This window comes from Megasphaera sp. AF13-6AC (genome assembly GCF_027685385.1).
GTDB classification, from domain to species: Bacteria; Bacillota; Negativicutes; order Veillonellales; family Megasphaeraceae; genus Megasphaera; species Megasphaera micronuciformis.
The window spans coordinates 1-13,251 of sequence record NZ_JAQCUN010000023.1 but is presented as its reverse complement, the minus strand read 5'-3'; the positions used below and the strand labels follow the sequence as shown (position 1 = coordinate 13,251).

Genomic DNA, 13,251 nt, shown 5'->3' with positions numbered 1-13,251 from the left:
AGGCCTTCTCGATCACGTAGAAGAACTCAATCATGCCGTCGGTCATTGCTCACGTTGTAAGACGACAGTAGAACCTTTGTCGACAAAACAATGGTTCGTAAAGATGAAACCCTTGGCTGAAGAAGCCTTGGCAGCCGTCGATCGGGGCGATACGAAGTTTATTCCCGGACGGTTTACGAAAATTTACGACCATTGGCTGGAAAATATTCAGGACTGGTGCATTTCCCGTCAGCTTTGGTGGGGACATCAGATTCCCGTCTGGTATTGCGATGACTGCGGTGAAGTTAGTGCCAGCCGTACGGATTTGACGGAATGCCCCCATTGCCACAGCAAGCATATCCATCAGGATCCGGACGTTCTCGACACGTGGTTCAGCTCGGCATTATGGCCTTTCTCGACCATGGGTTGGCCCGATAAGACTCCTGACTTGCAGCACTTCTTCCCGACGAGCGTTCTCGTAACGGGCTATGATATTATCTTCTTCTGGGTAGCCCGTATGATGTTTGCTACTTGCGAATTTATGAAGGAAGTTCCCTTTAAAGACGTATTCATTCACGGACTTGTGCGTGACAGCCAGGGGCGCAAGATGAGTAAGTCCCTCGGTAACGGCATCGATCCCCTGGAAGTAAGCGATATGTACGGGGCTGATGCTTTACGATTCACCCTTGTTACGGGTAATACGCCGGGAAACGACATGCGTTTTTATATGGAACGGGTAGAAGCGAACCGTAATTTTGCCAATAAGATTTGGAATGCGTCCAAGTTCGTCATTATGAATCTGGAAGATTATGATCCCGAATTCGTTCCGACTACGGACGATTTTACCTTGGCGGATCGCTGGATTCTGACATCATTCAACCAGGTAGTACACCAGGTTACGAAGGGCCTCGACTCGTATGAATTGGGAGATGCGGCTGCTACGGTGTACGACTTTACGTGGAACTCGTTCTGCGACTGGTACATTGAATTGGCTAAACAGCGCTTGTACAAATCCGAAGACAAGCGCAGCCGTCAAACGACTCAGTATGTCTTGGTTCGCGTACTGACCGGTGCCTTAGCGCTCTTACATCCCTTTATGCCCTTCGTTACGGAACACCTGTGGCAGCACTTGCCGCATGAAGGCGAAAGCCTGATTGTCGCACCGTGGCCGACTGTTGATGAAGCCTTAGACTTTGCCGAAGATGCGGCTACGATGAATATTATGATGGAAGCTGTTAAAGCTATTCGGAATATGCGTGCCAAAGCTAATGTGCCGATGGGCAAGAAAGCTCCCGTTACGCTCGTACCGTCGGATGAGGCAATGGCAGAAGTACTTCATACCTACGAAACGTATTTTAAGACCTTAGCCTTTGTCGATGAAGTTCATATTCTCAAAACAACGGATGCTAAGCCGGAAAATGCCGTTGTGACAGTCGTTCCTCGCATCGAAGTGTACTTGCTCTTAAAAGATTTGATTGACATTGAAAAAGAAACGGCTCGTGTTGCGAAGGAACAGGAAAAGACTCGCGGTGAAATCGAACGACTTGAAAAGAAATTGTCCAACAAGGGCTTTACGGATAAGGCACCTGAAGCGGTTGTAGCTAAGGAGAAAGAAAAATTAGCTGCTTATCGGGAAAAAGCCGAAGCTTTAAATAAACGAATGGAAGATTTAAAACATTTATAAGAGGACAGGGCAGATGACATATGAAGAAGCTATAGCTTATTTGGAAGATGCCTGCACGTTCGGAATAAAACCGGAGCTCATGAGAATTCATGAGCTCCTGGTTCGTTTAGGTAACCCACATGAAACCTATAAGACCGTACATGTAACGGGAACGAACGGCAAAGGGTCGGTTACAGCCGTTATAGCCAATGCACTTACAGCGGCGGGTCGCAAAACGGGGCGCTATACGTCTCCTCATTTAGAAGAATATACGGAGAGAATGAGTATAGACGGCCATTTAATTACAAAAGAAGAGTTTGCAATCATTACGGAAGAAGTAAAAGACGCTACGGAAGGTATGAAAGCTGACGGTTTCGAGCAACCGACAGAGTTTGAAATGCTGACGGCCGCCGCTTTTTTATATTTTTGCAGGCAACAGGTTGAGTATGCGGTTATCGAAGTCGGTCTTGGAGGACTGTTGGACTCGACCAATGTTATTACGCCGCAGGTTTCCGCTATTACCAATGTGGCCGTCGACCACACGGCTTATTGCGGTCCGACGGTAGAAGATATAGCCGTTCATAAGGCAGGGATTATTAAAGAAGGAATACCTGTTGTTACGGCGGCAACCGGTACGGCTTTGGAAATTATTGAAAAAACGGCTCGGAGTAAAAAGGCTCCCTTATATGTTGTTGATAAAGAAATAGTGATTCAGAATAGAGCCCTTATTCACGTGAGTGACGGTACGGTGCGTCAAAAAATATGTATCGAAGGTCCCGAACTGATGCGAACAGAAGTTGATACGCCTCTGGTAGGTGCTCATCAGGCTGTAAACGCTGCGGTAGCCGTAGGAGTCCTGCGACTTTTGGGTAAAACGGACGGGGCTGTAAGAGATTTAGCGATTATGAAGGGCTTTCATACCGTGTATTGGCCCGGGCGTTTTCAAATCCTTTCCGTTTCGGGAAAGACAATGATTATTGACGGAGCGCATAATCCGGCGGGGATTGAAAGTTTTTGTCGCACATACGAAGAAGTATTCGGAAAAAGACGACGCGTTTTCGTTTTTTCCGTTTTAGCCGATAAGGAATACGATAAAATTGTAAGACGACTTTTTCGGGCGAATGATGCGATCTTTTGTGCACCTGCACCGACTCCTCGCACGGCGGATCCGAAAGCTATGGCCGATTTAATCGGAGAGGCGGCAAAGGTCTGCCCGTCCGTGTCGGCGGCTATCGATACGGCGCTAAAAGAGACGACGGAAGAGGACGTTTGCGTTGTTGTAGGCTCCTTGTACATACAAGGAGAAGTGCGAAGGTACTTGAGAGAGTACTATGGGGCCTTTGTATAGACAAGAAGTGCGGCGAACCGTATAATGGAAGTCAAAAGGAGTATCTCTATGAACCTCTTGACTTCGCTAAAAGACAGTCCCGAGGAAAAAGCGAGAATACGGGTAGTATACCTGCTTTTGGGGACTGTTTTTTTCATGCCTTTACAATTATATATAGCCGAGGGATTGTTAGCTCTCACCGTTATTTTTTCTTTGTACTTTATCTATCGATACGGTATACACGAGTATAAGCCGGGCCCTTTAGCCGTACCCATTGCAATCTTTACGGGGGCGACGCTTATTTCCTTAGCCGGCTCTACACAAGCTTTTTGGAATACCGCTTTTTGGTTTTTTACGGTCTTTCAGTACGTACTTTTGTTTATGCTTGTACAAGTGTTTATCAAAACGGAAGAGGAGCGCCTTTTAATAGTACACACTCTATTGGCTTCGGCATTTTTTGTGGCCGTCTACGGTGTATATCAATATGTACATATGTGGGCTCTCGGTGAAACGGAGTGGGTTGATACGTCTGTCTTTCCCATGTTGCGCCGTCGCATGTATTCGACTTTGTACAATCCTAACCTTTTTTCCTGCTACTTATTGTCTATCATGTCGCTTACAGGGGCCTATGCTTTGTGGACGAAGGATAGAATACGACGTTTTCTTACGGCCGCTTTGTTCGTTCTTCTATCTTTGTGCCTTGTGCTCACATACTCGCGTGGGGCATGGATCAGTGCAGCCGTCCTGGTCTTTGTTTTCGGACTTGTTAAAGACAAGCGCTTTTGGTTCGCACTACTTCTTGTACCGATTATACTGGTCTTTTATCACGGCGGTATAGCCGAACGATTTATGTCTATTTTTTCACATAGAGAGGCGGATACGTCTTTTGCCATGCGCCTCGATATGTGGAACGATGCCTTAAGTATGTGGGCGGACCGACCTTTCTTCGGTATCGGTTGGGGGGCTTTTAAGTTTACCTATCCGGCATATAATGAACTCATCCAAAAAGCGGGCATTACTATTTTTCATTGTCATAATTTATTTTTGAATATACTTGCAGAAACAGGACTGGCAGGATTTGCGTCTTTCTTCGCCTACTGGTTCGGACACCTCATCTTTGCACGGCGTGTTCTTAGAGACAGAGGGTCAGATTCTCTGATATATATGCTCAGTTTGGCTATGGCGGCCATGGTAGCATCCGTATCTGTCAGTGGCATAAGTGATGATAATTTATTCAGCACACAGGTGTCGTTAATGTGTTGGACGATTAGTGCTCTCTTTTGTAATACGTATACGGCATATAAGAAGCAATGAAAACAGTTTGCGAAAATATTCACAATAATATATAATAATTACGGATTACAAGTTAATATTCAGTTTTAACTTTATAGAAGGGTATGGTTCATTCGGAGGGGATGACGATGAAACAAAAGAAAGCTATATCCGATGCGGTTATAGAAAGACTGCCGTTATATTATAGAGATTTACTGCTACTGCAAGATGCGGGAATCGATATTATTTCGTCTGAAAAGCTGGGGGAGCGCTTGGGCATAACGCCCGAACAAATCCGTAAGGACTTGACTTGCTTCGGTGCCTTCGGTAAAAAAGGTGTAGGCTATTATGTCAGTGAACTCAGTCAACAAATTGTGGAAATTATCGGATTACAACAGCATTGGAAAGTTTGCATTGCAGGTATCGGGCACTTGGGATGGGCCTTGGCCAATTATAAGACCTTCGGTCGACTCGGATTTCGGACGACCGGTCTTTTTGATGTAGACCATCGGATTATCGGTCAAAACGTAGGCGGTATTATTGTTATGTCGGCGACGGAGATGGAAGAAACTATTCGTCGGGAAGGTATTCAAATAGGGATTATTACGACTCCCGCATCGGTAGCTCAACAAGTAGCCGATCAGATGGTGGCCGGAGGTGTGCGAGGAATTTTTTCTTTTGCTCCCATTCGGCTGGCTGTGCCGTCGCATGTCTATGTATTCCGTGAAGATTTGTCTATCGGCTTGAGCCGTATTTCGTACTACTTGACGAACCGCACGGATGGCATGATGAATAACTAGTCAACGTACTCATTCATACCTTATAAAAAAGGACCTCTCGTTTTTATATGAGAGGTCCTTTTATTACGATATTGAGTTATAAGGTTTTTACGAGTTCTTCCAAGTGCTTTGTCAATTTCATATTTTCGCTGTAATCTACAGGGCAATCAATGACGACCGGCTTGGTTTGTTCAAAGGCCTTCTTTAAGGTAGGTAAGAGATCTTCAGCCTTTGTAATACGGTAGCCAATGGCCCCCATGCTTTCTGCAAGTTTGACGAAGTCGGGGTTTGTAAAGTCGACGTATGCCGGGTGTCCGTAATGCATTTCTTGTTTCCACTTAATCAGGCCGTAACTGCTGTCGTTAAAAATAAGGGTGACAAAGTGAGAACCCAAGCGATGAGCCGTTTCAAATTCCTGACAATTCATTAAGAAACCGGCATCGCCCGTAATAGCCAATACTTTGCGGTCCGGATGGACCAAGTTGGCGGCAATGGCTCCGGGAACGGCAATGCCCATGGTGGCGAAGCCGTTGGAAATAATGCATGTATTGGGTTTATAGCAGTTGTAATGGCGAGCCGTCCAGACCTTGTTGGCTCCCACGTCGGTAATAACAATGTCATCAGGCCCCATGACTTCACGTGCGTCAATGAGGACTTTTTGGGGTTTCATGGGAAAGGATGTATCATTGCGATACTGTTCGTGTTCGGCAACCATTTTTTCACGAATCTTTAAGGCGTATGTCGGCTCAAGAAGACGAGCCGCCTTACTTATAATGCGATCGAGGGAATCGGTTATCTCGCCGACTACTTCCACTTCGGGTTGGTAGGTCTTATTAATGTCGGCCGGTAAGGAGTCGATATGAATAATATCGGCGTTATTGAGGTGCCATTTATTAGGGGCGTATTCAATAATATCGTAGCCTATACAAATAACCAAGCTGGCATTTTCCAGAACCTTTGTCTGATAGTCTTCCATAGGTATGCCGACTGTCCAGAGAGAATAAGGATTATCAAAGGGAATGGCACCTTTAGCCATCATCGTATTAATGACGGGAAGCTTCAACTTTTCAGCGAACTCCGTTAACTTGCGGGCCGCCTTATTACGGATAACGCCGCTACCGGCCAGGATGACGGGATTGCGAGCGTAGGAAATGAGTTTTGCCGCTTCTTCAATGGAGTATTCCGAAGCTGTTTCAGGCTTAATGGATTTATGGTGTAGCGGTCGTTCATTGTCGTCTACAGGCATCATCCCGATATTGACGGGCAAGTCGATAAAGGTAGCACCCGGTTTTTCGCGTTCCGCGTATTTAAAAGCCAGGCGCGTGATTTCGGCAATAGTATCGGGACGAACAACTGTATAAGCACGCCGCGTAATAGGTTCGAACATGGAACGCAGGTCAAGATACTGATGGGCCGTAATATGCATCTTATCCGTGCTGACCTGGCCGGAAATTGCTACTAAAGGGGCTCCGTCGCTGTCTGCATCGGCGACACCCGTAATCAGGTTTGTTGCACCGGGGCCCAAGGTAGCCATGCAGACGCCGGCTTGGCCTGTTAAACGACCGTATACATCGGCCATAAAGGACGCACCCTGTTCATGGCGTACTGTTATAAATTCGATCTTAGAGTGTTCCAAGGCATTCATGACAGCCAGATTTTCTTCACCGGGAATGCCGAAAATATAATGAACACCTTCTTCTTCCAGACATTCAACCAATAAATCGGCTGTATTTCTTTGTTTCTTTTTATCTGTCATTATGGGGCTCCTTTACGTTTTCCAGTTATGAAAATATTCCTTTTGATTATAGTACGCATAAGAGGGTTTGGCAATTTCGCAATATGAAAACAATATTCTTCATAAGAAGACAAAAGAAAAAGACCGTCATTGACGGTCTTTTTCTGCTTTTATCTGTACTGAAGTTTTTGTAATACTAAATCGGCCATGTGAGCACGGCCCTTGACAACATCATTACCCTTAGCAACCGATTGGGGGTAAAAGTGCTGTTTAAATTTCTTTTTTCCTACCTTCGATACGAGTTCTTTAAGCTGAATGGTTTGTTCGTCTACGTTATAAACGTATGTACATTGGTCTGTAGCGTCGCCGAAGGTTTCTTTGGTCTGGAAGGTAAGGATTCTCATACCGTTTTCCGTAGTAACCTTAGCGGAACTCATGTTAATAGCAATATTTTGGTTATATTGCCAAATCGCATCTTTTGCTGCGCAAACGGATACGGACATAGCTACCGCCATGGTCAGAGAAAGAAGAATTTTTTTTGCTTTCACGTGAAAACACCGCCTTTTTTATATGCTTATGCCTATTATATCATGGAAGGGAAGTACGAGGCTACCAAATGACTTTCCCTAATACATGGTCCAAGGGAACGGGACCGATGAAACGACTGTCCGTACTGTGATTACGGTTGTCACCCATGCAAAAGACGTAGCCTTGAGGGATAACTACTTCGCCTTCACGGCTGTAATCCATAGCTCCGTTTATATACGGTTCATCGAGAGGCTTACCGTTGCGCCAAACTTTGCCGTCGTGAAAGGCGAGTGTATCGCCGCCGCGACCGATGACTCTTTTAACCCATACATTACGAGTCTGCATGTTTTTATCAAAAAAGGCCAGATAGTTGTGCAAAGGCTCGACTGCATCGTCCATCCAAGTGCGGTCGTAGAGAACTCGGCTGTCGATAATTACGATATCGCCGTAATCAGGCTCGCGGCCCAGAATATGATCCCACTTTTCGACGACCAGATACTCGCCGTTATGCAGGGTGGGCACCATGGATTCGCCGGACACTCGTGTCGGTTGGACCACAAAAATATGAATAACCATAGCAATAGCCAAGGCAATGACTATAGAATAAATCCATTCGTAAATTTCCCGTATTAGCGTGTTCAATATAATACCTCCTTGCGTTCCGTTTCATTGTAGCAGAGGGCGGAAACAAAGTAAATGACCGATTAGGGTAAGAGCGAGTCGGTCAGGATATCAATTTCCGATTCACCGTAAATACGAACCCCCATATCGGATAAGGCTTGAGCCGTAACGCCCGAACGATTGGTTAAAGTGCCGCTGAAGGTACCGTCGTAAATACGTTTGAAGCCGCAAGAAGGTGATTTTTCTTTTAAAACGGCATAAGAGCAATTGTATAATTCAGCCAGTCTGCACGCCGTGCGGGCGCCGACCTCGAATTGTTCTGTTACATTTCGGTCGTCGCAAGTCTTCACTTGCTGACCGCAACGCTCTGCCGCCATGCGCGGTGTGGGCAAACCGCCGGCCTGCTCGGGACAACAGGGAATAAGTGTAATATCGGGTCTGTTAAAAAGCTTTGATATGGCGGGATAGTCCTTTATCTTTCCGTCGTACCGGCAATACAGTCCTATGAGACAGGCACTGATGAGAATGTTCATAAATCCTCCTTGGTATGAAGTCTCTTTAATATCATTATCATAGCACAAGATATGAGGAAAAGAATAAAACAAAAAAACGGCTTCAAGCATTAACTTGAAAAGCCGTCTGAAATGGTAGCATCAGCGTAATTCTACAGCCGCAATATTATCGCCGTCGATGGAGACTGTATTATCTCCTGTAAAAATATAATTTTTATGTCCGAAAAAGCAGGCGGAAAAATCGGTTGTTTCACTTATAGATGTATTGCCTTGTTTGCTCTTAATGGATTTCAAATTGGTAACGATAAGTTGAGGCCCGTTTTTTATGTAAATATAGGCATTCACAATATTCTCCTCCCTTCCGAAACAGTATATCATGACTGTCCGCTTCTTACGTGACGGTAAATAAACAGTACCATTACAAATATGTGTCAAAAAGGCCGAGAAAAAAGCGGCTGTCATAAAGACAACCGCTTCTATGGTGGACCATCAGGGGATCGAACCCTGGACACCCTGATTAAGAGTCAGGTGCTCTGCCAGCTGAGCTAATGGTCCATATTACGTGAACAAGTCACATGAGTTATATTACACTATGGATGGTTAAAAATCAAGAGGAAGAAAAAAATTTTGCAAACAGAAGGAGAATCTAGTCTTATTGATTTGACAAGGTATAAAACAGTATAATAATAAATACGGTTTTTATTTCGCAGTAGGGAGGCAGAATGTATGATTACATGTAACGGAAGCGGAAATCCCGATGCCGTCGTTCTAGGCACGGACCGTCGTTTACGTGCTTTATCGTTGGTAACGGAAGAAGAAGGAGCTTTAATTCGTGCTTATACGGATAAACATCCTTCGGCTATGAAGGCCGGTAATGTGAGTATTTTGCGTGCTCTTCAAGGCGATACGATAAAAACATATTTTCTTGCCGGAACGGAAGATGACTCTCAAGAACGCGGTACTTTTCGTGAATTCGACAGGGCTAAAAAGATTATGGCGGCGGCAATGAAAGAAGATGTAGGTGAGTTGGCCGTTTATATCGATACCCTTGATATGGATGTGGAAACTCTTATTGACGGATTGTTGTACGGTAATTATGAGTACAATCAATATAAGACCAAGTCGAAGTCGAAGGTGCTGAAAAACATCAATCTCATTACGTCCAGTTTAAAAAGTAAAGACTTTAATACCCTTTGTTATGTATATTCGTCCATTTATGAAGGTATTTATTTTGCCCGCGATCTGGTTAATATGCCGCCTAACGACATGACGCCCCGCAAGTTTGTAGATACGGCTACGGCCGTATGTACGGGTGACAACATTTTTGTCGAAGTGCTGAATAAGTGGAATTTGGAAAAACGCAATATGGGCGGTATTGTATCTGTCGGTAAGGGCAGTATGAATCCGCCGCAGCTATTGTCCGTAGCCTATACGGGGGATCCCGAAAGCCGCGATGTACTTGCCGTTGTCGGCAAGGGTATTACGTATGATTCGGGCGGCCTGTCCTTGAAAACCAGGGCAGGGCAATTAAACATGAAGTCCGACATGGCCGGTGCGGCAACGGCTTTGGGTATTATCCGGGCGCTCATGTTGCTGAAATATCCGGTCAATGTTCTGGCGGTTATGCCTTTGGCCGAAAATATTCCTTCAGGAATGTCTTATCATGTAGATGACGTGATTACCATGTTTGACGGTACGACAGTGGAAGTAAAGAATACGGATGCCGAAGGACGGCTTGTCTTGGCTGATGCCGTCTCTTACGCTCAGTCCAAAGGGGCTAAGCGGATTATCGACTTGGCTACTTTGACGGGGGCCTGTGTAACGGCGTTAGGCACGGTCAGAAGCGGCATGATCGGTAATGATCAGGATTTTATGAACCGCTTTTTTGCCGCCGCCGCACAGGTAAATGAAAAAGTGTGGCAGTTGCCGGCAGACGAAGAGTATGAACGACAATTAAAGAGCCGGGTCGCCGATATTTCCAATGTAGGCGGTCCTGAAGCGGGAGCTATTACGGCGGGACTGTTTATAAAACACTTTATTCAGGAAAACACGTCATGGATTCATTTGGACATTGCCGGGACGGCTTTTTGCGATAAAAAGGATGAAAACGGCTTCTACGGGGCGACGGGTGTCGGCATTAAATCCGTATTAAGACTCTTGCGAGGCGATAAATAATGTTTGTCGACTTACATGTACATACCGATTGTTCCGACGGCGTTTATTCACCTGAAGAGGTGACGGAAAAGGCCGCACGCGCCGGACTTTCGGCCATTTCCCTGACTGATCACGATACGTTAGCGGCTTATGACGGCACACATCGTTTAAATTCAGATATTCGCATTATTCCGGGTATTGAAATGAGTTCCGAATATGCCGACGGTGATGTTCATATTTTGGGCTATTATATTGATACGAAGAACGAAGAGTTACTTGAATATTGTCGTGACTTTTCTCTAAGACGGTTGAACAGAGCCGTACTTATGGCTCAAAAATGCTGTGAAGCCGGATATGATATTGATCCTTGCGAGGTTCGAACTTATGTTCAAAAGGGAGGTACGGTCGGACGCCCTCATTTGGCGCGTATGCTCATCAAAAAAGGGTATTTTACCGATATAAAGTCCGTTTTCGACACTCTTTTGTATCGTGGTGGACCGGCCTATGTACCTTATGAACGAAAAACTATAAATGAATGTATAAATCTGATTCATAAAGCCGGCGGTTGTGCCGTTTTGGCTCATCCGTCTCTGGTAAAAAAAGGATTGGCAGACGTGGAAGCACAGCCTTTTGACGGAATTGAAGTATACCATCCGAAAAACAAGGGTCGGTATGATGAATTTACGGCTTTGGCTGAAGACCGCAGGCTTCTTATAAGCGGTGGCTCGGACTTCCACGGTACGGCGGGACGATTCCCGGAGGAATTGGGGCTGTTTACCGTGCCGGCCGAAAAAGTAACGAATTTACTTGAGTATGAAGGGACTTGCAAAGCATGCAAACCATAGGATTTGTCGGACCGAGCGGCACGGGAAAAAGTCATCACGCTCTGGTTGTAGCATATGACAGAAAAATAGAGGCTATTATTGATGATGGTCTTCTTATCTATCGTAATCGAATTGTAGCAGGTCATTCGGCTAAGGACGATTCCAATCGTATGAAGGCTGTGCGGACGGCTATTTTCTCCGAAAAGGCGGATGCACAGGTCATGCGACTGGCACTGGCTCGAATCGAGACGGAGAAATTGCTTGTTTTAGGTACGTCGAAGCATATGATTGAACGAATTTGTGATGCTTTGAACCTGTCTTTTCCTGAAGAGTATATTCGTATTGAAGAAGTGTCGACACCGGAAGATATGGCCATAGCCAAAGAGCAACGTACGAAAGAGGGTCGGCATATCATTCCCGTACCGACTATGGAATTAAAAACTCATTTTCACGGATATTTACTGGATTCTGTGCGATCTTTATTTCGGCGCAACGGTGCCAAAGAAGAAACGGAATTTGAACACTCTGTGGTACGGCCCGTTTTCAGTTATTACGGAAAGTTGATTTTTTCCGACAAGGTTTTGTTGACGCTTGTACGCCATACTGTAAAAGAAGAGACGGGCATAGTAAAGCTTAATAAGTTGCGTATTCGTAAACACAAAGAGGAAGAAACGAACGGTCTTTCAGTTGATATGGCGTTGACGGTGCGTTATGGTGAGAATTTGAAAAGTTTAACATCCCGATTACAAAAAGCTGTAGAAAAAGAAATATCCTATACGACCGGCATGACTGTGGAAGTATTGAAAATCACCGTCCGAGATGTGGCCGTAGAATCGTGAAAAACGGGTCGGACCTTTCGTTGACAAGGGTTCGACCCGTTCTGTATAATAAATAAGGAAAGTCATGTGACTGACGGAAAGTGGAGTTAACCACGGGGAGCATGACCGATTACAGCCGACCGTCTGGGCATTTGGTTCCGGAGGTGTCGGTTTTTTTGTTTGTCTATTAAACGGGAGGTACAGATGAAAGAAATGACGTTGAAATACGGGTGTAACCCTAATCAAGGCGGTGCTCGTATTTATATGAACGACGGCAGTGATTTACCGATTGAGGTGATGAACGGACGACCGGGATATATTAATCTTCTCGATGCCTTCAACAGTTGGCAGTTGGTTAAAGAATTAAAAGAGGCTACCGGTTTACCGGCAGCGGCTTCTTTTAAGCATGTCAGCCCTGCCGGAGCAGCAGTGGCAACAGATATGAGTGATACGCTGAAAAAAATATATTATGTCGATGACCTCGAACTTTCGCCCTTGGCAACGGCTTATGCCTGTGCGCGAGGTGCCGATCGCATGAGTTCGTACGGCGATTTCGTAGCCTTATCCGATGAGTGTGACGCCCAAACGGCTACCTTGTTAAAGCGGGAAGTGTCGGACGGTGTCATTGCACCGGCATATACGGATGAAGCCTTGCGTATATTAAAGGAAAAAAGAAAGGGGACGTATTGTGTCCTGAAAATAGATCCCGCATATGTGCCGGCTGAAACGGAACACAAGGAAGTATTCGGCATCATGTTTGAACAGCATCGCAATAATGCGGTAATAACGACCGATTTGTTTAAGAATAGGCCGACAAAAAATAAAGATATCCCTGAAAAGGCACAAAGAGATTTACTTATTGCACTTATTACTCTTAAATATACGCAATCCAACTCGGTATGTTATGTTAAAGACGGCATGACTATCGGTGTAGGTGCAGGCCAGCAATCGCGAGTTCACTGCACTCGTTTGGCGGGTAATAAGGCGGATATTTGGTGGTTGCGTCAGCATCCCAAGGTATTGTCCCTGCCGTTTCGTG

The 13,251-nt window shown here is 45.4% G+C and carries 13 protein-coding genes, 1 tRNA gene and 1 riboswitch; of the genes, 8 read left to right on the top strand and 6 right to left on the bottom strand.

Annotation, left to right across the window (positions count from 1 at the left end; genetic code table 11):
* From PGX78_RS02600 to PGX78_RS02585, 4 genes are all read left to right on the top strand, one after another.
* Positions 1–1,663: valine--tRNA ligase (locus tag PGX78_RS02600; RefSeq protein WP_270445270.1), on the top strand; the 1,663-nt coding region annotated here is incomplete at its 5' end.
* A 13-nt stretch (positions 1,664–1,676) separates the two neighbouring features.
* Entirely contained in the window at positions 1,677–2,990 is a 1,314-nt protein-coding gene (locus tag PGX78_RS02595) for a bifunctional folylpolyglutamate synthase/dihydrofolate synthase (RefSeq protein WP_270445269.1), read from the top strand.
* Positions 2,991–3,038: 48 nt separating this feature from the next.
* The gene (locus PGX78_RS02590; protein WP_270445268.1) at positions 3,039–4,283 is read left to right on the top strand and encodes an O-antigen ligase family protein; all 1,245 of its coding nucleotides are present in this window, start codon (positions 3,039–3,041) and stop codon (positions 4,281–4,283) included.
* Positions 4,284–4,366: 83 nt separating this feature from the next.
* Positions 4,367–5,041, top strand: a complete 675-nt coding sequence (locus PGX78_RS02585; RefSeq protein ID WP_333523844.1) for a redox-sensing transcriptional repressor Rex — start codon at positions 4,367–4,369, stop codon at positions 5,039–5,041.
* Positions 5,042–5,117: 76 nt separating this feature from the next.
* Here PGX78_RS02585 and PGX78_RS02580 read toward each other — a convergent pair whose 3' ends face one another.
* The 6 genes from PGX78_RS02580 to PGX78_RS02555 form a co-directional block, all read right to left on the bottom strand.
* Positions 5,118–6,776, bottom strand: a complete 1,659-nt coding sequence (locus tag PGX78_RS02580; protein WP_006942873.1) for an acetolactate synthase large subunit — start codon at positions 6,774–6,776, stop codon at positions 5,118–5,120.
* A gap of 149 nt (positions 6,777–6,925) precedes the next feature.
* On the bottom strand, positions 6,926–7,303 hold the full coding sequence (locus PGX78_RS02575) for a hypothetical protein (protein WP_270445266.1): 378 nt from the start codon (positions 7,301–7,303) through the stop codon (positions 6,926–6,928).
* A gap of 61 nt (positions 7,304–7,364) precedes the next feature.
* On the bottom strand, positions 7,365–7,925 hold the full coding sequence (gene lepB / locus PGX78_RS02570) for a signal peptidase I (RefSeq protein WP_270445265.1): 561 nt from the start codon (positions 7,923–7,925) through the stop codon (positions 7,365–7,367).
* Positions 7,926–7,987: 62 nt separating this feature from the next.
* On the bottom strand, positions 7,988–8,437 hold the full coding sequence (locus PGX78_RS02565; protein ID WP_270445264.1) for a DUF523 domain-containing protein: 450 nt from the start codon (positions 8,435–8,437) through the stop codon (positions 7,988–7,990).
* A gap of 120 nt (positions 8,438–8,557) precedes the next feature.
* A complete protein-coding gene (locus tag PGX78_RS02560) occupies positions 8,558–8,761 on the bottom strand; it encodes a hypothetical protein (protein ID WP_040774139.1) in 204 nt (67 codons plus the stop codon).
* A 134-nt stretch (positions 8,762–8,895) separates the two neighbouring features.
* Positions 8,896–8,971: transfer RNA gene (locus PGX78_RS02555), tRNA-Lys, on the bottom strand.
* Between the two features lie 171 nt (positions 8,972–9,142).
* Between PGX78_RS02555 and PGX78_RS02550 the strand changes: the two genes are divergently transcribed.
* The 4 genes from PGX78_RS02550 to PGX78_RS02535 all read left to right on the top strand — a co-directional run.
* Positions 9,143–10,591, top strand: coding sequence for a leucyl aminopeptidase family protein (locus tag PGX78_RS02550; protein ID WP_270445263.1), 1,449 nt, complete (start codon positions 9,143–9,145; stop codon positions 10,589–10,591).
* Positions 10,591–11,415, top strand: coding sequence for a PHP domain-containing protein (locus PGX78_RS02545; protein WP_270445262.1), 825 nt, complete (start codon positions 10,591–10,593; stop codon positions 11,413–11,415). The genes PGX78_RS02550 and PGX78_RS02545 overlap by 1 nt, the downstream gene beginning before the upstream one ends.
* Positions 11,403–12,233, top strand: a complete 831-nt coding sequence (locus PGX78_RS02540; protein WP_270445261.1) for an Asp23/Gls24 family envelope stress response protein — start codon at positions 11,403–11,405, stop codon at positions 12,231–12,233. Before PGX78_RS02545 ends, PGX78_RS02540 begins: the two co-directional genes overlap by 13 nt.
* A gap of 56 nt (positions 12,234–12,289) precedes the next feature.
* A riboswitch (ZMP/ZTP riboswitch) is annotated at positions 12,290–12,369 on the top strand.
* A gap of 47 nt (positions 12,370–12,416) precedes the next feature.
* The coding region (locus PGX78_RS02535; protein WP_270445260.1) for a phosphoribosylaminoimidazolecarboxamide formyltransferase at positions 12,417–13,251 on the top strand (835 nt) is incomplete at its 3' end.

Excerpts from the sequence above, each read along its gene's own strand:
- PGX78_RS02595 (WP_270445269.1), top strand. The coding sequence starts at position 1,677 with ATGACATATGAAGAAGCTATAGCTTATTTGGAAGATGCCTGCACGTTC.
- PGX78_RS02590 (WP_270445268.1), top strand. The coding sequence starts at position 3,039 with ATGAACCTCTTGACTTCGCTAAAAGACAGTCCCGAGGAAAAAGCGAGA.
- PGX78_RS02585 (WP_333523844.1), top strand. The coding sequence starts at position 4,367 with ATGGTTCATTCGGAGGGGATGACGATGAAACAAAAGAAAGCTATATCC.
- PGX78_RS02580 (WP_006942873.1), bottom strand. The coding sequence starts at position 6,776 with ATGACAGATAAAAAGAAACAAAGAAATACAGCCGATTTATTGGTTGAA.
- PGX78_RS02565 (WP_270445264.1), bottom strand. The coding sequence starts at position 8,437 with ATGAACATTCTCATCAGTGCCTGTCTCATAGGACTGTATTGCCGGTAC.
- PGX78_RS02550 (WP_270445263.1), top strand. The coding sequence starts at position 9,143 with ATGATTACATGTAACGGAAGCGGAAATCCCGATGCCGTCGTTCTAGGC.
- PGX78_RS02545 (WP_270445262.1), top strand. The coding sequence starts at position 10,591 with ATGTTTGTCGACTTACATGTACATACCGATTGTTCCGACGGCGTTTAT.
- PGX78_RS02540 (WP_270445261.1), top strand. The coding sequence starts at position 11,403 with ATGCAAACCATAGGATTTGTCGGACCGAGCGGCACGGGAAAAAGTCAT.